Genomic DNA, 17,857 nt, shown 5'->3' with positions numbered 1-17,857 from the left:
GGCCTCGCGCGAGCCCCTGGCATCGCGGGTGCAATCCCATGCGGCATCCCTCGGAGGATGGCGCATGAACAACCCTGAAGTGGTGACGAAGTCTCCCAGCCGGCTGCACGTGGGCGTGGCCGTTGCGGCGGTGGTGGTGGTGTTCGCGGGCATGGGCACGTGGCTGGTGCTCCGGCAGTCGTCGACGGCGCTGCCCAACCCGTCGCAGGCGGTGATTCCCAAGCCGTCCCATCCGAGCGTGGCGCCTCGCGCGGAGAGCGCGCTGCCCTCCTCGGCGGAGATGGACGCGCTGATGCGCTCGCGGCTCGCGCGGGCCTCGGCCCTGCCGGAGTTCGCCGGGTGGCTGCGGGAGAATGACTTGCTGCGCCGCTTCGTCACCGTCGTGGGGAACGTGGCGGCCGGAGACAGCCCGCGCGAGGCCGTGAGCTTCCTCGCCCCGGGCGGCACCTTCGAGGCGCGCCGCAAGGCCGGCAAGCACGTCATCGAGAAGCAGAGCTACGCGCGCTACGACGTCATCGGCAAGGTGGTGGGCTCGCTCGACATGGGCGTGCTGGTGTCCACGTACCGCGAGGTGCGGCACCTGGCCGAGCGCCTCCACAAGGAGAACGCGCGCCCGGGCAGCACGTTCGACGCGACGCTTCACCTCGCCTTCGAGCAGGTGCTCTCCGTGCCCGTCATCGACGGTGACGTGGAAGTGGTTCCCAAGGGCGCCATGTACGTCTACGCCGACCCGAAGCTCGAGTCGCTGACGGCCGCGCAGAAGCACCTGCTGCGCATGGGTCCGCAGAACCTCCGCCGCATCCAGGGCAAGGTGCGCGAGGCGTCCCAGCAGCTCACCCAGCAGGCGTCCCGCCGCTGAGCGCCCGCCTTCCCGGGGGACCTGCCGGTGCCGGAGCGCGTCACCCGCTCCGGCCCTGGCAGGATGCAACGACAGCCATGCAGATTGCGGCGGTGTTCTGGGCTGTTCCATCGCCGCGCAGAGGAGCGGCCCGCGGGGCACGCGCGTTGCTACCTGCGTGACTTTCCTCCGGGCTGAAGCGCTGCCAGGCGGCGCGGAGGTCCAGCAGGCACTCGGGCCCATCCAGGTCCGGGTGAAGCGTCCGGCCCCCGAGTTCATGCGCCTGTCCGTCTTGCCAGTCCTGCTGTTGTGCCTGGTGCTCTCCGGCATCATCGCGGGGGTCCTGCACTTCATGCAGCGAGACAGGCAGGCCCTGGTGGACCAGATGGCCCGCGAGCGGCAGGCCCAGCTCCAGGAGGCCGTGCGAGGCGTCTCGGCGGCCCTGGAGGGCGCGGAGGAGGACCTCCGCTTCGCCGGTGAGCTGCTCGCCCAGCCCGGCACCGCCGAGGAGCATCGCCGGGAGATGCGCGCCCTGCTGGAGGCGGTGGGGCAATACAAGGCCATCCTCGTCTTCGGCACGGACGGCCAGGAGCGGCTCCGGCTGGTGGACCGGCGCAGCGCGGCGTCGATGACGCACCAGTTCACCGCCGAGGACCTCGCGCACACCGTGGAGCAGGCGCGGCGTCATCCGCCGGGACACATCGTCTCCTCCCCGCCCCTGCCCCGCGCCCGCACCGGTTGGCTGCGCGCCTTCGCCACCGCGCTTCCGGAAGACGCGCCGGACGGCGGCGGCGTGGTGGTGGTGCTGGTGGACGCCGAGCCGCTCTTCGCCCCGCTGAAGCTGCTCGCCTCGGATTCGGAGACACGGCTGCTGGTGCTGGGGGTTCACGGCACGCCCGGGTCGCTGACGCATCCCAGCTTGTCGGACGCCTTCGGGCGCCTCGCCACCGAGGGCCACCAGACGCCCGGGCTGACGTCGCTCGTCCAGCGGATGCGCGCGGGCGAATCCGGCACCCTCGTCATCGAGCGCCAGGAGGCCGCCCGGCTCGGGCTGGGTGACTCCGAGGCGGTGGTCACCTTCAGCCCCGTTCGCTTCAAGAACGGCACGGCGTGGCCGGTGGCGACGCTTGCCAGCACCCGGGTGCTGCGCACGCACGAGCGCAGCTTGATTCTGCGCCTGTCGCTGGCCGCGGTGCTCGTCTCCGGGTTCATCATCGCCTTTGGCGTGTACGTGGTGCTCGCGCACAGCCGCGCCGAGGCCCTGCGGGAGAGTCAGCGCCACGCGCAGCGGCTGGCCCACCTGCACGACAAGACGCAGAAGATTCTCGACCACATCCCCACGGGGGTGCTGGCGCTCTCCGCGTCCCGGCACATCTCCGCCGCCAACCGCGCGCTCAGCGCCCGCATGCCCGCGGACGCCGTGGGCCAGACGCTGGCCGCCGCCTTCCCCCACGCCCAGGCCCCCGTCATCCAGCGCCTGGAGGACCTGGTCCACGCGGCCACGCTCGATGGCCGCGTGCGCAACCTCCATGGCGAGCCGCTGTGCCTCTTCGAGGAGCAGGGCCAGTACAACGTCCACGCGGTGCCGCTGGAGCCCAGCACCTCGGACGTCCACACGCTGGTCGTCATCGAGGACCTGAGCAACCTGCGCGCGCTGGAGGGACAGTTGCTGCGCGCGGAGAAGCTCGCCACGGTGGGCGTGCTGGCGGCCGGCATCGCGCATGAGATTGGCACGCCGCTGGGCATCGTCCGTGGCCGCGCCGAGTACGTCATGGAGAAGCTGGGCCCGGGCCATGCGCAGGGGCCCGGCCTGGGCACCATCGTCGAGCAGATTGACAGGGTGAGCCGGACGCTGCGCCAACTGCTCGACTTCTCGCGGCTCCAGCCGGCGGACGCGCAGGCCGTGGCGCTGGAGCCCCTGGTGCACAGCGTGCGCGAGCTCCTGTGGATGGAGGTCGAGCGCCGCCGGTTGAAGCTGGAGGTGGACGTGGCCGCTGGCATGCCCGCCGTGGCGGCGGACCCCGACCAGTTCCAGCAGGTGCTCATCAACCTGGTCATCAACGCGTGCGACGCCTGCGAACCCGGCGGCCGCGTGCGGCTGAGCGCGAGCCTGGACACGGAGAACGCGCCGGGCGCCTGGGACATGGTGCGCGTGGAAGTGGAAGACAACGGCTGCGGCATCTCCCCCCACCACGTCCACCAGGTCTTCGACCCCTTTTTCACCACCAAGAAGCGAGGCCAGGGCACCGGCCTGGGCCTGACGATGGTGGCGCACATCGTGCGCAACCACGGAGGCCGCATCGAACTGGACAGCGCGCCCGAGCGCGGCACCCGCGTCACCGTGCGCTGGCCCGTGGCCGCACTCGCCGGAGAGGAGCGACATGTCGTCTAGAGCCAGGGTCCTCGTCGTGGATGACCACGTCGAGATGGGGCAGATGCTGCGGGAGCCGCTGACGGATGACGGCTACAAGGTCGACATCGCCACGGGTGGCGCGGATGCCATCGCCCAGCTCCGCGCGCGCGTCTACGACGCGGTGCTGTGTGACTTGCGCATGCAGGACGTGGACGGCTTCGACGTGCTCGAAGCGGCCCGCAAGATGGACCCGGACCTGCCCGTCTTGATGATGACGGCCTTCGGCGGCGTGGAGAACGCGGTGGAGGCGATGAAGCGCGGCGCCTTCCACTACTTCACCAAGCCCTTCCGCCTGGACGAGGTCCGCCTGTCCCTGGGGCGCGCGCTGGAGCAGCGCCGCCTGCGCACCGAGCACCGCACGCTCAAGCAGCAGGCCGCCGACCGCGGCGGGCTGGGCGCCCTGGTGGGCAGCAGCACCGTCATGCGGGACCTCTACGCGCTGATTGAGCGCGTGGCCTGGTCCAGCGCCCCCGTCCTGGTGCGCGGCGAGAGCGGCAGCGGCAAGGAGCTGGTCGCCCGGGCGCTGCACTTCGAGGGCACGCGGCGCGCGGGCCCCTTCGTGGCCGTCAACTGCACCGCGCTCCCCCACGCCCTGCTGGAGAGCGAGCTGTTCGGCCACGTCAAGGGCGCCTTCACGGGCGCCACCACCGCGCGGCGCGGCCTCTTCGTGGAGGCGGACGGCGGCACCCTGTTCCTCGATGAAATCGGAGACATGGCCCCGAGCTCCAGGCCCGCCTGCTGCGCGTGCTGGAGGACGGCGAGGTCCGCGCGGTGGGCGCGGATGGCTCGCGCACGGTGGACGTGCGGGTCGTCGCCGCCACGCATCAGGATTTGGAGACCCGGGTGAAGGAAGGCCGCTTCCGGGCGGACGTCTTCTACCGGCTCAACGTCGTCACCCTGCGGCTGCCGCCGCTGCGCGAGCGCCGTGAGGACATCCCCGCGCTCATCGAGCACTTCCTGGGACAGGCGAAGGCGCGCAACCCACGGTCGGTGGTCCAACGATTCTCCCCGGAGACGCTGGCCGCGATGGGCGCCCTGCCCTGGGCGGGCAACGTGCGCGAGCTGGAGAACTTCATCCAGCGGCTGGTGGTGCTCGGCTCGACGGAGGTGGTGGACCTGCCCCAGCTCCGGCCCCACCTCCCGGCGGACACCGGCAACGAGCCCCACCCCCTGGCGGCGGCGCAACGCACCATCATTCCGTTGCGGCAGTTGGAGACGGAGTACATCGCCTGGGCCGTCTCCCGCTGCGGGGGAAACAAGACCAAGGCCGCCGAGCTGCTCGGCATCGACGTCTCCACCATCCACCGGCGGGAGCGCGCGGAAGGCATTCCGCCACGCTGACCTGCGCGGTCTGCAACGGTGCCCGGGCCCCCGCGTGGGGGCCTCCGAGTGAAGGGGCCGCGGCACGGCGTTTGTAATCAACGAAGGGCATGAACCGAACCCTCCTGTCCCTCCTGGTCGTGGTCAGCCTGACTGGTTGCGCCTCCAAGCAGAAGACGTCCTCTGCCACGGACACGCTGCCGGATTCGCACAACAACCGCGCGCCCACCGCCGTGGCGGCGACGCCTCGGACGTCGGCCGATGACGACGAGGAGGCGCTGCGGCGCATGGGCGCACTGGCCGCGGACCCCGTGTACTTCGAGCTCGACTCGGCCACGCTGAAGCCCGAGTCCCGCGAGATGCTCAACCAGCTCGCCACCGCGCTGCGTGAGCGGCCGGCGACGCGCGTCACCGTGTCGGGCCACACCTGCGAGCTGGGCACCGTCGAGTACAACATCGCGCTGGGCCACCGGCGCGCCGCCGTGGTGCGCGACTACCTGCGCAACCTGGGCGTCGCTCCCGCGCAGCTCTCCATCATCTCCTACGGTGAGGAGCGGCCGCTGTCGGAGGCCCACACGGACGAGGCGTTCCGCAAGAACCGCCGCGCGGAGTTCACCTTCTCCTCGGCCGAGCACGCGACGCGCGCGAAGTCCCACTGACCGGGCAGTGGCGTGTTGGACCTCCTCGCGATGCTGGCCCCGGAGCACCGTCCGGGGACTGGGCGCCGAGGAGGGGTGGCGATGGGGAACAGATTGCGACGGAGGCCTGGATACAAGACCCGGCCCTCCGTGATGGCACTGGCGGAGCACTTGGGGTTGCTTCGCTCGCGGGACCTGGAAGCACATGGCGTCCCACGAAGCGAGCTCAACCTGCTCCGCAACCTGGGTGCGATGCGGGAAGTCGCGCCGGGCGTCTGGGCGCCATCCAACGCCTGGGTCAACGCAACGGCAATCGCGGCCAAGCGCGTCCCCCAGGGCGTGCTCTGTCTCAAATCCGCGCTGTGGGTCCATGGCCTGCTGCCGCAAGCCCCCTCGGAAGTCTGGATGGCCATCGGGGAGCGAGCTCGAAAGCCCACGTGGACCGAGCCACCACTCCAATTGGTGCGCTTCTCGGGGCGGGCTCGAACGGAAGGCGTCGAGCACCGACGCCTCGGGCCACTGCCCATCGTGGTCTATGGGGCCGCGAAGACTGTCGCGGACCTGTTCAAGTATCGCAACAAGCTGGGATTCCCCATCGCGGTGAGTGCGATCCGCGACACGCTCCTGTCTGGACTCAGCACGGCCGAGGACATCTGGCGCTTCGCGGAAATCTGCCGCGTCACGAAGGTCATCCGGCATTACCTGGATGTCCTTGAGGCGAGGAGGGGTCAGGACATCCGGCTCGCGCGACAGGCGTTTCTTGCTCGTGAACGGGCACGCGCCAGGAGTCAGGAAGCGCCACTCCCCGGCCATCCGGAGAGCGCCGGCTGAGGATGGCCCGCTAGCTCGAGGCCGATGCACTGGCGGGCGAGCGGCTGCGCATCGGTCGGAGGCGCGGACCCGACGCGTCCCCGCATCCACCGTCGAAGATGCGAACGCCGGTCGAGGCCATTCCGAAGGTCGCCTCTCCGCTCGCTGTTCGGAAATGTCGGGGGTTTTGTGAGGGGCGCGCTCAACCGCCCACCGCAAATGTCCCGACATTTCCGAACAGCTAGCGGCCAAAGGCACTTCGGCGGAGGTGGCAGGCACATGTGCCTGGGTGAGATTTGCCATGCGCAATGGCGGTGCGCGTCGGGATGGGGCGGCCGCGACCAGGTGGCCCGTGAACCTGGCTTCCGCCCCCAACAGCCGCCGGTCCATTGATTACTCCTGGCTATCAATCTTCGAACAACTTGTTCCTCACGGTGTTCGACGTGAGCCGATACCTTCCGCATCCACATGGGGGATCGCGCATGAAAACCAAGGGGAGGCTGTTCCTGGGCATCGCATTGGACGTGGTGGTCCTGGTCGGTGGAGCCGTGGCCAGCTTCGTGGCCTTCTGGGCCTGGTCCGAGGGCACCCTCTCCCAGTTCTGGCAGTTCCGCGCGATGCTGATGATGGCGCCTGCCCTGGTCGTTGCCCTGCTTTCGTCGGGGGCACTCCGGGACGCGCGCTGGCGCTGCTGGCTGCGCTTCATGTTCTTCGAGGCAATGTCGCTCTTCTTGCTCGTCGCGATTCCGGTCGAGCACTTTGGCCCGGGACCGCGCCTCGGCGAGAGCGCCTTGCACTTCGGACTGGCGCCCCTCGCGGACGCGGCCATTCATGGCCTCGGTCTTACCCTCATGAACTACGTCTTGCGGCGAAGGTCCCAGCGAAGCACCACGCCTCGGCCAGGCCATGACGCACACCAAGAGCCCCCCAACTCACGGCGGCCGAGCAGCGCGACGTAACACACCAGCGCCATGCCTCCCCTACCCATGGGAGATGAACAGCGCGACGCGACGCACCGACGCCGGACCGCGCGGCCTCAGCGCGCGGACATGGCCACCGCGCGGGATGCGTCCAGCCCGTCCAGGAAGGCCAGGATTCGCTCGGCACACCGAGCGGGCTGCTCCAACGGGAAGAGGTGCCCCGTGCCGGACAGCTCCTCGGTCTGGATGTCCGACACCGTAAGTCGCGCCCGCTCCAGTGCGTCACGGGTCAGCGTGTCGGAGTCAGCGCCGCGAATCACCAGCGTCGGCACGCTCACCGTGCTCAGCGTCTGCCAGGCGTCGCGAGGAGACGTCTCGAAGACACGCGCCTCCCAGGCCTTGGGGATGGTCAGCCGGAAGCCTCCACCGGGAGCATCCGTCAGGCCGTGGTGGATGTAGTCCTGGAAGCACTCCGGGTCGAAGCGGGCGAACAGCGGCTTCTTGCCGTAGCTCGTGGCGGCCTCTTCACGCGCGCCCCAGGCCTCCCGGCGCCGGCGCGCCAGGCTCGCGGGAGGCACGCGACTGCGCAATCCGAGCAGCGTCAACGCGCGCAGGGCCCACTCCCGCGCCCCGGTGAACAACACCGGGTCCATGGCCACCACGGCGCGAAAGAGCGCGGGGGCCTTCGCGGACGCGAGCAGTGTCGCCACGCCGCCCATGCTGTGCCCCACCCCCACGATGCCCTGCACGCCCTGCGCACGCAGCGCATGAATCAGGTCATCCGCCATGTCATCCCAGGTCCGCAGCTCCCGAGGGTCGGAGCCCGGCACGAGGCAGCGGGTGCGCAGGGTGAAGACGTGGTAGCGCGGCTTCAGGTGCTCGATGAGCTTCCGGTAGCAGCCCGGTGGAAATCCGTTGGCGTGGGCCAGGTGCAGGACCGGACCGGTACCACCCCAGTCCTCCATCTGAAGGGCTTCGCGCATGCTCCGTCGATTACCTCGGACCGCACAGGTTGTCTTCCCTCACGAGCTGACGGCGGCCCGTCTGCCGTGCGTGACATGGAACGCCACGAGCGTGCCGCCCATGACACCGGCCTCGGCCACCCGGAACCGCCATCCGACACGCGGCGCCTCCTCCACCGTCAGGCGCGCGGCGCGGCCACCGCCGTCAGGCACGTGGCGCCTCCAGCGCCGTCACCGCCACTGCGGATGCGCCAACACCCGCGCTTCGACCTCGGGCGTGAGCTGCCCGCCGTGCGGCGCACGCGATGACGAGCGCTTCCACCGCTCCAGCCACCGCGCACCCAGCGGAGCCTCCAGCGACGACAGCCGCGTCGCGCCCACCGTCGTCTCGCCCTTGGTCCCCGTCGACACGCCCGCGCCCGCGAAGAACCCGGCCAGCAGCAGCGTCACCCGCGTGGGGGTCGCTGCGCTGTACGTGAGGAGCAGCGTGCCCTCCCCGTCCTCGCGGCAGTGCCGGCGCACACGCGCCAGCACCGCCTCGGTCCACATGTCCGGATTGGACGCCGGAGAGAACGGGTCGAAGTAGACGAGGTCCGCCACCGGCAGCTCCCCGTCCAGGTGCGGCAGCGCGTCGCCCAGCAGCAAGCGCCAGCGGATGCCCTCCTCCTCCCAGACGCCATCGCGCATCAGCGTCTGCGCCGCCTCGCGGAACGGCTGGAGGAACGGGAAGCCCGCCGGGTCCGCCAGGGCCAGCCGCAGCGGCGCCAGGTCCACCTCGAAGCTGACCACCTCGAGCCCCCGGCGCTGCTCCGCACCCAGCCCCCGCGCGCACGTGAGCGCGGCCACCGCGTTGGTGGCGGCCCCCAGGCCCACGTCGTGAATCACCAGCGGAGCCCCCGGCTGCCGGAGCCGGTCCGCCAGGCGCGGCTGCTCCACGTAGAGCCGCAGCGCCTCCTGCCACGGCCCCACGGAGGGGTGCATCACCTCACCGTGGCCCAGGTGCCGCACGGCCCGCGAGCCATTGCGCAGGGTGATGAGCTCAAAGTCTCCGTCGCGAGGATTGGCCTCGCGCGCGGTGCTCACCCGACCTCCTTCAGCGTCACCTCGCGCGCGGCGGCCTCGTCCTTCAAGTCCTTGGGCGTGGCGATGGCCGCCTTCAGCTCGCGGTACACCTGCGCGTACGTGCCCCCAAGGATGCCCTCGCGGATGCGGCCCATCAGCTTCTGGTAGTGCCGCACGTTGTGCACCGACAGGAAGCGCGAGCCCAGGTGGTGCTTGCCGCGCATCAGGTGCTGCAGGTAGCCACGCGTGTAGCGCTTGCACACGTAGCAGTCGCACTCCGCGTCCAGCGGCTCGTCGGACAGCCGGAACACGCTGCGGGAGATGCGGACCAGGCCGCTGAACGTGTACGCATACCCCTGCTGCGCCATCTTCGTGGGGATGATGCAGTCGAACATGTCCACGCCGCGCAGCACCGCCTCCACCAGGTCCGTGGGCGTCCCCACGCCCATCAGGTAGCGGGGCTTGTCCTGCGGCAGCAGCGCGGCCGAGCGCAACGTCATGGACTCGCGCTCCACCTTCGTCTCGCCCACCGCCAGGCCGCCAATGGCGAAGCCGTCGAAGGGCAGCTTCGTCAGGAAGGCCGCGCTCTCGTCGCGCAGGTTCGGGAAGACGCCGCCCTGGACGATGCCGAACATCGCCTGGCCCGTGTCGTGGGCCGCCTTCGCCTCCAGGCTGCGCACCGCCCAGCGGTGGGTGCGCTCCATGGCCTCACGGGTGCCCGCCTCGTCGGTCCGCGAGTCGATGCACACATCCAGCACCATCATGATTTCGGAGTTGATGGCCTGCTGCATGGCGATGCTCGACTCGGGGCTGAGGAGCTGCCGGCTGTTGTCGTAGAAGCTGCGGAAGTGGGCGCCCTTCTCCGTGATGAGCCGGTCCTCCGGCAGGGAGAAGATTTGAAACCCGCCCGAGTCCGTGAGCACGCCCCCGTCCCACTGCATGAAGGGGTGGATGCCTCCGAAGCGCTTGAAGACCTCGGCGCCGGGCCGGAGCATCAGGTGGTAGGTGTTGGCCAGCAGGATGCTGGCGCCCGCCTCCTTCACCTCCTCCATGGCCAGGTGCCGGAAGCCCGCGTGGGTGGCCACCGGCATGAACATGGGTGTTTTGAAGGAACCCCGGCGGGTGTGCAGGATGCCTGCGCGCGCGCCCGTGGGGTCGGTGGTGAGAAGCTCGAAACGAACGGCCATGGGCCGGCCCTTATACCCGTCAGGCTCGGCAGGCACCGCATCCATCTGCCCCGCCCGCTCCCCCTCCCTCCATCCCGGGCCCAGAGGCCCCCTCCCTCCTGGACGGCCGTGCAGGCATCCGGACATTCCGTTCAAGGCGGAACGCCCGGGGTGCCCGGGCATCTCACCCCGTCCACCGTCCCCGCGAGGCCCCGCCCCACACGGGGGGCGGCATTCTCCCGCGTTCCCAACGGTTACAGGGAGTCCTCCCGGTCACCTGGAGAACGCGAAACACCTCGCCGCTTTGGCCCACCGCACCATTTCCGCTACAACGCCGCCGCCATGTTCAACGTCATCAACGTCTCCAAGGCCTACGGGCCCAAGAAGCTTTTCGAGGACGTCAACGTCACGTTCTCACCGGGCCGTCGCTACGGCCTGACCGGTCCGAACGGGGCCGGGAAGTCCACGTTCATGAAGATCCTCGCCGGGGACGAGGAAGCGGACATGGGCAACATCGTCCGGCCCCGCAAGCTGGGCATCCTCCGCCAGGACCACTTCCGCTACGAGGACAACCGCGTCCTCGACGTGGTGCTCATGGGCAACGGCCCCCTCTGGGCGGCCATGTCCGAGAAGAACGAGCTGCTGGCCAAGTCGGACATCACCGAGGAGGACGGCAACCGGCTGGGTGAGCTGGAGGGCGTCATCGCCGAGGAGGACGGCTACTCCGCGGAGAGCGACGCCTCCACCCTGCTCGCGGGCCTCGGCATCGACCAGGCCTTCCACGAAGAGCCCATGAAGCAGCTCACCGGCGGCCTCAAGCTCCGCGTGCTGCTCGCGCAGGCGCTGTTCGGCAAGCCCGAAGGCCTGCTGCTCGACGAGCCCACGAACAACCTCGACATCGACTCCATCCGCTGGCTGGAGACGTTCCTCCACGAGTACGAGGGCGTGCTCATCACCATCAGCCACGACCGGCACTTCCTCAACGCCATCTGCACGCACATCGCGGACATCGACTACGAGGCCATCATCCACTACCCCGGTGGATACGACGACATGGTCCGGCAGAAGGCGCAGGTGCGCAGCCGCGTCGAGTCCGAGACGGCCGAGAAGAAGAAGAAGATCGCCCAGCTCCAGGACTTCGTCGCGCGCTTCCACGCCGGTACCCGCGCCTCGCAGGTGCAGAGCCGCATCAAGCAGATCGACAAGCTGAAGTCGGACGACCTCAAGCGCTCCAACATCGCGCGTCCCTTCATCCGCTTCGACCAGAAGGTGGTCAGCGGAAAGCAGACGCTGATGATTGAAGGCATCCACAAGTCCTTCGACGGCCAGTCGGTCATCAAGCCCTTCACCTCCCTGGTCTGCAAGGGCGAGAAGGTCTGCGTCATCGGCCGCAACGGCGTGGGCAAGTCCACGCTGGTGAAGATGATCGCCGGGCAGTTGGAGCCGGACGGCGGGAAGATTGGCTGGGGCCACCAGGCCTCCGTGGGCTACCTGCCGCAGGACCACCACGGCGTCGTGCGCAAGGGCACCACCTGCTTCGGCTGGCTGCGCGACCTGCACGACAAGCTCACCAACGAGGAGATCTCCGGCGTGCTGGGCCGGATGCTCTTCTCCGGTGAGGAGCGCATGAAGAACACCGACACCCTCTCCGGTGGTGAGACGGTGCGGCTGCTCCTGTCCAAGCTGATGATCATGCAGGACAACGTGCTGGTGCTCGACGAGCCCACCAACCACCTGGACCTCGAGTCCATCGCCGCGCTCGCCGAAGGTCTCCAGAAGTACGAGGGCACCGTCATCGTCGTGACGCACGACCAGGAGCTCATCTCCGAGGTGGCCACCCGCATCTGGTCGCTCCAGGCGGGCCAGGAGGTGCTCGACTTCAACGGGCCCTACTCCGAGTTCGTGGAGAAGCACTCCGACGTGGCCGCGCGCCGCCGGTAGTCACGAAGCCACCCGCTGACGTACGCATCGCCGCCCGGCCCGGGGAAACACTCCCGGGACGAGGCGGCGATGTTCGTCCTACCGGAAGAAACCGGGCCTACCCTGGGAAGCCCCGGAACGCGACCTGGGTGAACGTCGAGTTGAGGTAGACGCCTCGACGGTCCCTCAGCGTGATCGCCACCGTCAGCGTGTAGTTCTGACGATGCCCCTGGTTGCCGGTGGTCAGCGAAATCACCGAGGACTCCGCCAGCCCGGCCTGGGTGACGCTCAATCCCGGGATGCCGAACTGGCTGCCGTTGGCGATGATCGAGGCAGGATCCATGGGGCGGCTGAAGCGCACCATCACCGTGTTGCGGTCCGTGGCCCAGGCCTCGAGCAAGAGGGGCGCGGGACACGAGTTCACCGTGACGTCGCTCTCCCGCCACGCGGACACCTGGATGTGGGGCCGCGTCTGCGTTCCGGACATGAACACCCAGAGCGGCGACGTCACCCTCACGCTGCAGTCCGCCGAGAGGGCCACGCTGTCGTTGACAGACTCCACCACGCGCAGCCGCAGCGAGGACGCGGATGTCGACCCCGCGGGCACTCCCCACGTCGTGAACGGCGCCTGGAGATGTCCCGCCCCCGAGGCGGAGAAGCCGGGCGGGCGAATGGTGCCGTCGATGGAGATGTACTCGGACTCATAGGCAGGCCGTGTCCCGCCGGAGGTGACGTCCACCTCGCTGACCTCCTGGAGCAGCGATGACACCAGATGCCCACGGCTGAGCACGTCAAGGCTGGCGATGCTCGCGCGCGTCTGGCCATTGACGACGCTCTTCGCGTTCACCGTGACACGCACCCGGTCTCCCACTTGCGGCACGGCCGTCAGTGTCGACGGGTCCACCGGAACGAACACGGCCGGCCCTGTCCGCTCCGACTGAAGGAAGAGGCCCGCCGGGTCGTTCGCCAGGTTGCCCACGCCTTCCTTGATGTACGTAATCCAGGCGCCGTGGATGTCGAGGTTCACCGCGCCATTGGAGGCGTTGCGCACCGCCTGAATCTGCTCGGAGGCCTGCCGGTCCAGGTCGGGCAGCTCGTAGGACTCCTGCTTCGCCGGCTCCACGTTGCCCGCCACGTCGGTGGAGGCGAAGCGCAGCGTCACGGCGCGCGTGAGGGTGATGGGTCCCTCGTACCGCGGCGAACTCACGGTGGGCGCGGAGCCATCCAGCGTGTAGCGCGTCTCGGCGCAGCCTGAGAGACCATCGCTGCACGTCAGTGTCACGGCGACGGCGTCTTGAAAGACGCCGCCCCCGGGCGAGGCCGTCGTCACCGGCGGCGTCGTGTCCAGCGTGTACTGCTCGGACTTCGCGACCTCGTCGTTGCCGGCGAGGTCCCTGGAGAAGAAACGCAGCGTGGTGGTGGCCGCCACGGTGATGGGCCCCGTGTAGCGGAGGCTGGACGTCGTCGGCGCGCTGCCATCGACCGTGTAGTACGTGGCCTCGCAACCGCTTCCCTCCGCATCGTCCGTGCAAGCCAAGACGACGGACTGGGCATGCTCATAGACGCCGCCCGCGGGTGAGGCCACCGTCGTGGGCGCGGTGCGATCCTCCACCGAGGTGTCCCGCGTGTACTGCTCCGACACCACGTCGGACACGTTGCCCACAAAGTCCACCGCGATGAACCGCACGCGGGTGGTGGCCGTCAGCAACAGCGGCTCCTGGTACACGGCCGAGTCCAGCGAGGGAATGCTGCCGTTGGTGGTGTAATGGATGGCCGCGCAGCCGCTGCCCTCGCCGTCGTCACACGACAGCGTGACGGTGCGCGACGCGGTGAAGCTGCCACCCCGGGGCGTCGCGGCCGCCAGGGGCGCCTGGGTGTCCACGACATAGCGAGCCTGCTGTGCCGGCTCCAGATTGCCCACCCGGTCCACGGAGAAGAAGCGCAGCGTGGCGGATGCGGTAACGGTCAGGGGCGCCGTGTAGCGCGACGAGGCCAGCGTGGGCACGCTGCCATCCAGCGTGTAGTGCGTGGCCGCGCAGCCGGAGCCCTCGCCGTCGTCGCATGTCAGCGTGACGCTCCGGGGGCTGTTGAACGCGCCGCCCCCGGGGTTGGCCACCGTGGTGGGCGCCGCCGTGTCCCCCGCCCCCACCAGCGTGAAGGTCACCGTCCCCGGCGCCTCCGCGTTGCCCGCCACGTCCACGGAGTAGAACCGCACCGTGGTGGTGTTCCCCAGCGTGAAGGGCTCGCGGTACCGCGTGGAGCCGGTGCCGGGCGTCGTGCCATCCAGCGTGTAGTACGTGGCCGCGCAGCCGCTGCCACCTCCGTCATCACACGTCAGCGTCACCGCCACGGAATTGGCGAACTCCCCTCCGACGGGCGTCACACGCGTCGTGGGCGGCGTGAGGTCGGCGGGAGGCGGCTGCCCGCCTCCTCCACACGCGAGGACAAGCTGCGCGGCGAGAAGCACCGCGCCATGGCGCAAGGGCCAGGACAACGTCAGGGACATCGAAACTCCAAGGGCACACATCGGCCGTGCGCCGGGCCACGCTGGGGTGTGGAGGGACAGTCGAAACGACGGGCCATGGACAGACGACGACGACCCTGTCGCCCAACCAAGGGGGCACGCACACTCGCACTCGGAGTAAGCGCCTCGCAAGCCCCCCCACCCAGGCACCGCGCCCCCGGCCCTGACGCTCCGCGTATGGACCGCCCCGCCCCCCTCACGCGTCGCGGCGCTTAATGGAGATTGGGCGCACCCAGCGTGGCGTAGTCCACCTTCCAGTCCCCTCGGTTGCCGTTATCCATGGTGCCATTGCGCTGAAGCGTGTACTCGCGGCCCGCGTAATAGAAAGCCATCCCCCAGTCGAACGAGACATCGAGGGCCGAGGGGCTGGATTCATACGTACACGGCACGCCGGAACAGGTCGTCGGGAACCAGTGCCCTTCGCTCTGGAGCGCCTGGAGCAGCGCCGGGTAGCCCGCGAAGGTGTTGCCCGTCACGACGAGCGCCACACCATCCTGGGTGACCTCAAAGGCATCCCGGATGCGCAGGGTCCGGTTGCCAGTCCCCACCCCCAACGTCGTGCCATGAAAGTCCCAGGCGTTGTCGTAGTTCGAGCTGTAGCTGGACGCCGGATACTGCGTCTTGCCGAGCGTCTCGGAGGCCGGCGCGTCCACCCCCGGCGTCACCCGGTCCGGGTTGAGATGGACCACGATGATGTCTCCCGCGGCCACCTCGACGTCCGGCAACGTCGCCAGTGTCGCGTTGCCATCCATCAGCGTGGCGCCCCCGGTGGAGCCTCCCTCCCGGACGAGGAGCTCCACCAGGTCCCTGCCATTGGGGACGTTGGGCGCCACCTCGCTCAGGCGCAACCGGGCCGTCCGGACATAGCCAGCGAAGGTGGTCTGGGTCGCCATGGAGTCGAGATGGACGCCGAGCCTGTCCCGAATCGTGGTCGCCACGGTGATGGCATACGACTGGCGGGGGGCCTGGTCGCTGGTGGTCAGCGCGACCACGGTGTCGGTCTCCAACCGAGCCTGCGTGACGTTCAGCCCCGAGATGGAGAACTGGCTGCCATTGGCCACCAGCGATGTCGGCTCGAGCGGCCGACCGAACCGCACCATGACCGTGTTGCGGCCCGGGGCCCACGCGTTGATGACGCGAGGGGCGGGACACGCGCGAACCGTGACATCGCTCGCCTTCCACCCGGAGGCCTGGATGGCGGGCCGCGTCTGCGTCCCCGACATGAACACCCAGAGCGGCGACGTCACCGTCACCTCGCATCCCGATGTGAGGGCCAGGTCGTCGCGGAGGGGCTCCACCAGCCGCAGCCGCAGCGAGGCCGCGGACGTCGACCCGGAGGGAACCCCCACCGTCGTCAACGGTGCCTGGAGGTGCCCGTCACCGGAGGCGGAGAAGCCAGGCGCGCCGATGGTGCCGGTGATGGAGACGTATTCGGACTCATAGTCAGGCTGTGTCCCGCCGGAGGTGACGTCCACCGCGCTGACATCCTGGAGGAGCGCCGACACCGACGCATCCCGGCTGAGCACGCTGAGGCCGGAGAGGGTCGCCCGCACCTGGCCATTGACGACGTTCTTCGCGTTCACCGTGACGCGCACCCGGTCTCCCACGTGCGGCACGGGCGTCAGCGTCGACGGGTCCACCGGAACGAACAAGGCTGGCCCCGTCCGCTCCGCTTGGAGGAAGAAGCCCGCCGGGTCGTTCGCCAGGTTGCCCACGCCTTGCTTGATGTACGTAATCCAGGCGCCGTGGATGACGAGGTTCACCGTGCCATTCACAGCGTTGCGCACGGCCAGAATCTGCTCGGAGGCCTGCCGGTCCAGCTCGGGCAGGACGTAGGACTCCTGCTTCGCTGACTCCACGTTGCCCGCCACGTCGGTGGAGGCGAAGCGCAGCATCAAGGTGCGCGTGAGGGTAATGGGCCCCTCGTACCGCGGCGAGCTCGCGGTGGGCGAGGAGCCATCCAGCGTGTAGCGCGTCTCGGCGCAGCCCGAAGCCGTGTCACTGCACGCCAACGTCACGGAGACAGCCTCCTGATAGACGCCGCCCGAGGGCGAGGCCGTCGTCACCGGCGGCGTCGTGTCCAGCGTGTACTGCTCGGACTTGGCGACCTCGACGTTGCCGGCGAGGTCCATGGAGAAGAAACGCAGCGTGGTGGGGGGCGTCACGGAGACGGGCCCCGTATAGCGGATGCTGGACGTCGTCGGCGCGCTGCCATCGACCGTGTAGTACGTGCCCGCGCAGCCACTGCCCACCGCGTCGTCCGTGCACGACAGGACGACGGACTGGGCGCTCCAGTAGACACCGCCCGCGGGTGAGGCCACCGTCGTGGGCGCGGTGCGATCCTCCACCGAGGCGTCGCGCGTGTACTGCTCCGACACCACGTCGGAGACATTGCCCACGAAGTCCACCGCGATGAACCGCACGCGGGTGGTGGCCGTCAGCAGCAGCGGCTCCTGGTAGATGGCGGAGTCCAGCGAGGGAAGGCTGCCGTTGGTGGTGTAGTGGATGGCCGCGCAGCCGCTGCCCTCGCCGTCGTCACACGACAGCGTGACGGCGCGCGACGTGGTGAAGCCCCCTCCCCTGGGAGCCGCCACCACCTGGGGCGCCTGGGTGTCCACGACATAGCGAGCCTGCTGCACCGCCTCGAGGTTGCCCACCCGGTCCACGGAGAAGAAGCGCAGCGTGGCGGAGGTGGAGATGGAGACGGGCGCCGTGTAGCGCGGCGAGGCCAGCGTGGGCACGCTGCCATCCAGCGTGTAGTGCGTGGCCGCGCAGCCAGAACCCTCGCCGTCGGAGCACGTCAGCGTGACGTTCCGGGGGCTGTTGAACGCGCCACCCGCGGGGCTGGCCACCGTGGTGGGCGCCGCCGTGTCCCCCGCCCCCACCAGCGTGAAGGTCACCGTCCCCGGCGCCTCCGCGTTGCCCGCCGCGTCCAGGGAGTAGAAGCGCACCGTGGTGGTGCTCCCCAGCGTGAAGGGCTCGCGATATTGCGTGGAGCCGGTGCCGGGCGTCGTGCCATCCAGCGTGTAGTACGTGGCCGCGCAGCCGCTGCCACTTCCGTCATCACACGTCAGCGTCACCGCCACGGAGTTGGTGAACTCCCCTCCCGCGGGCGTCACGCGCGTCGTGGGCGGCGTGAGATCGGAAGGCGGAGGCGGTTGTTGCCCACCCCCACCACCACACGCGAGGACGAGCTGCGCGGCGAGAAGCACCGCGCCACAGCGCAGGGGCCAGGAAAGCGTCGGGGACATCGAAACTCCAAGGGGCACACGTCGGCCGTGCGC

Annotated in this window: 12 protein-coding genes and 1 pseudogene; 7 read left to right on the top strand and 6 right to left on the bottom strand. The window is 69.6% G+C overall.

Annotated features, from left to right (window positions below; all coding sequences use genetic code 11):
• The first annotated feature begins 64 nt into the window (after positions 1 to 64).
• The 6 genes and pseudogenes from A176_RS11145 (at position 65) to A176_RS11120 (ending at position 6,978) form a co-directional block, all read left to right on the top strand.
• Positions 65 to 859, top strand: coding sequence for a DUF3014 domain-containing protein (locus tag A176_RS11145; RefSeq protein ID WP_002636650.1), 795 nt, complete (start codon positions 65 to 67; stop codon positions 857 to 859).
• A 256-nt stretch (positions 860 to 1,115) separates the two neighbouring features.
• Positions 1,116 to 3,230, top strand: a complete 2,115-nt coding sequence (locus tag A176_RS11140; protein WP_044890858.1) for a two-component system sensor histidine kinase NtrB — start codon at positions 1,116 to 1,118, stop codon at positions 3,228 to 3,230.
• A pseudogene (locus A176_RS11135) lies at positions 3,220 to 4,592 on the top strand (sigma-54-dependent transcriptional regulator). Before A176_RS11140 ends, A176_RS11135 begins: the two are co-directional and overlap by 11 nt.
• 89 nt (positions 4,593 to 4,681) lie before the next feature.
• Positions 4,682 to 5,230, top strand: a complete 549-nt coding sequence (locus A176_RS11130; protein WP_002636653.1) for an OmpA family protein — start codon at positions 4,682 to 4,684, stop codon at positions 5,228 to 5,230.
• A gap of 81 nt (positions 5,231 to 5,311) precedes the next feature.
• On the top strand, positions 5,312 to 6,040 hold the full coding sequence (locus A176_RS11125; RefSeq protein WP_002636654.1) for a type IV toxin-antitoxin system AbiEi family antitoxin domain-containing protein: 729 nt from the start codon (positions 5,312 to 5,314) through the stop codon (positions 6,038 to 6,040).
• Positions 6,041 to 6,501: 461 nt separating this feature from the next.
• Positions 6,502 to 6,978, top strand: a complete 477-nt coding sequence (locus tag A176_RS11120; RefSeq protein WP_002636655.1) for a hypothetical protein — start codon at positions 6,502 to 6,504, stop codon at positions 6,976 to 6,978.
• Between the two features lie 77 nt (positions 6,979 to 7,055).
• On the opposite strand, the gene A176_RS11115 is transcribed toward A176_RS11120, so the two are convergent.
• Genes A176_RS11115 through tgt form a run of 4 tightly spaced genes read right to left on the bottom strand, consistent with a single transcriptional unit; the run spans position 7,056 to position 10,150 of the window.
• A complete protein-coding gene (locus A176_RS11115) occupies positions 7,056 to 7,922 on the bottom strand; it encodes an alpha/beta fold hydrolase (protein ID WP_044890837.1) in 867 nt (288 codons plus the stop codon).
• Between the two features lie 39 nt (positions 7,923 to 7,961).
• The gene (locus tag A176_RS39065) at positions 7,962 to 8,114 is read right to left on the bottom strand and encodes a hypothetical protein (RefSeq protein ID WP_002636657.1); all 153 of its coding nucleotides are present in this window, start codon (positions 8,112 to 8,114) and stop codon (positions 7,962 to 7,964) included.
• 18 nt (positions 8,115 to 8,132) lie between these two features.
• A complete protein-coding gene (locus A176_RS11110; RefSeq protein ID WP_002636658.1) occupies positions 8,133 to 8,984 on the bottom strand; it encodes a tRNA (5-methylaminomethyl-2-thiouridine)(34)-methyltransferase MnmD in 852 nt (283 codons plus the stop codon).
• Positions 8,981 to 10,150: a tRNA guanosine(34) transglycosylase Tgt gene (gene tgt / locus A176_RS11105; RefSeq protein WP_021781541.1), complete on the bottom strand. Its 1,170-nt coding sequence runs from the start codon at positions 10,148 to 10,150 to the stop codon at positions 8,981 to 8,983. The genes A176_RS11110 and tgt overlap by 4 nt, the downstream gene beginning before the upstream one ends.
• A gap of 321 nt (positions 10,151 to 10,471) precedes the next feature.
• Here tgt and A176_RS11100 point away from each other — a divergent pair, with 321 nt between their 5' ends.
• Positions 10,472 to 12,070, top strand: a complete 1,599-nt coding sequence (locus tag A176_RS11100) for an ABC-F family ATP-binding cassette domain-containing protein (protein ID WP_002636659.1) — start codon at positions 10,472 to 10,474, stop codon at positions 12,068 to 12,070.
• A 97-nt stretch (positions 12,071 to 12,167) separates the two neighbouring features.
• Here A176_RS11100 and A176_RS11095 read toward each other — a convergent pair whose 3' ends face one another.
• Both A176_RS11095 and A176_RS11090 read right to left on the bottom strand, forming a co-directional pair.
• Complete coding sequence (locus A176_RS11095) at positions 12,168 to 14,555, bottom strand: chitobiase/beta-hexosaminidase C-terminal domain-containing protein (protein ID WP_002636660.1); 2,388 nt, start codon at positions 14,553 to 14,555, stop codon at positions 12,168 to 12,170.
• Positions 14,556 to 14,785: 230 nt separating this feature from the next.
• Positions 14,786 to 17,824: a chitobiase/beta-hexosaminidase C-terminal domain-containing protein gene (locus tag A176_RS11090; RefSeq protein WP_002636661.1), complete on the bottom strand. Its 3,039-nt coding sequence runs from the start codon at positions 17,822 to 17,824 to the stop codon at positions 14,786 to 14,788.
• Between the last annotated feature and the right edge of the window lie 33 nt (positions 17,825 to 17,857).

The sequence above is a fragment of the Myxococcus hansupus genome, from assembly GCF_000280925.3.
Lineage (GTDB): Bacteria > Myxococcota > Myxococcia > Myxococcales > Myxococcaceae > Myxococcus > Myxococcus hansupus.
The sequence above is the reverse complement of the archived record's forward strand: the minus strand, read 5'-3'. Positions and strand labels throughout refer to the sequence as shown.

Excerpts from the sequence above, each read along its gene's own strand:
- A176_RS11145 (WP_002636650.1), top strand. The coding sequence starts at position 65 with ATGAACAACCCTGAAGTGGTGACGAAGTCTCCCAGCCGGCTGCACGTG.
- A176_RS11140 (WP_044890858.1), top strand. The coding sequence starts at position 1,116 with ATGCGCCTGTCCGTCTTGCCAGTCCTGCTGTTGTGCCTGGTGCTCTCC.
- A176_RS11130 (WP_002636653.1), top strand. The coding sequence starts at position 4,682 with ATGAACCGAACCCTCCTGTCCCTCCTGGTCGTGGTCAGCCTGACTGGT.
- A176_RS11125 (WP_002636654.1), top strand. The coding sequence starts at position 5,312 with ATGGGGAACAGATTGCGACGGAGGCCTGGATACAAGACCCGGCCCTCC.
- A176_RS11120 (WP_002636655.1), top strand. The coding sequence starts at position 6,502 with ATGAAAACCAAGGGGAGGCTGTTCCTGGGCATCGCATTGGACGTGGTG.
- A176_RS11115 (WP_044890837.1), bottom strand. The coding sequence starts at position 7,922 with ATGCGCGAAGCCCTTCAGATGGAGGACTGGGGTGGTACCGGTCCGGTC.
- tgt (WP_021781541.1), bottom strand. The coding sequence starts at position 10,150 with ATGGCCGTTCGTTTCGAGCTTCTCACCACCGACCCCACGGGCGCGCGC.
- A176_RS11100 (WP_002636659.1), top strand. The coding sequence starts at position 10,472 with ATGTTCAACGTCATCAACGTCTCCAAGGCCTACGGGCCCAAGAAGCTT.
- A176_RS11095 (WP_002636660.1), bottom strand. The coding sequence starts at position 14,555 with ATGTCCCTGACGTTGTCCTGGCCCTTGCGCCATGGCGCGGTGCTTCTC.
- A176_RS11090 (WP_002636661.1), bottom strand. The coding sequence starts at position 17,824 with ATGTCCCCGACGCTTTCCTGGCCCCTGCGCTGTGGCGCGGTGCTTCTC.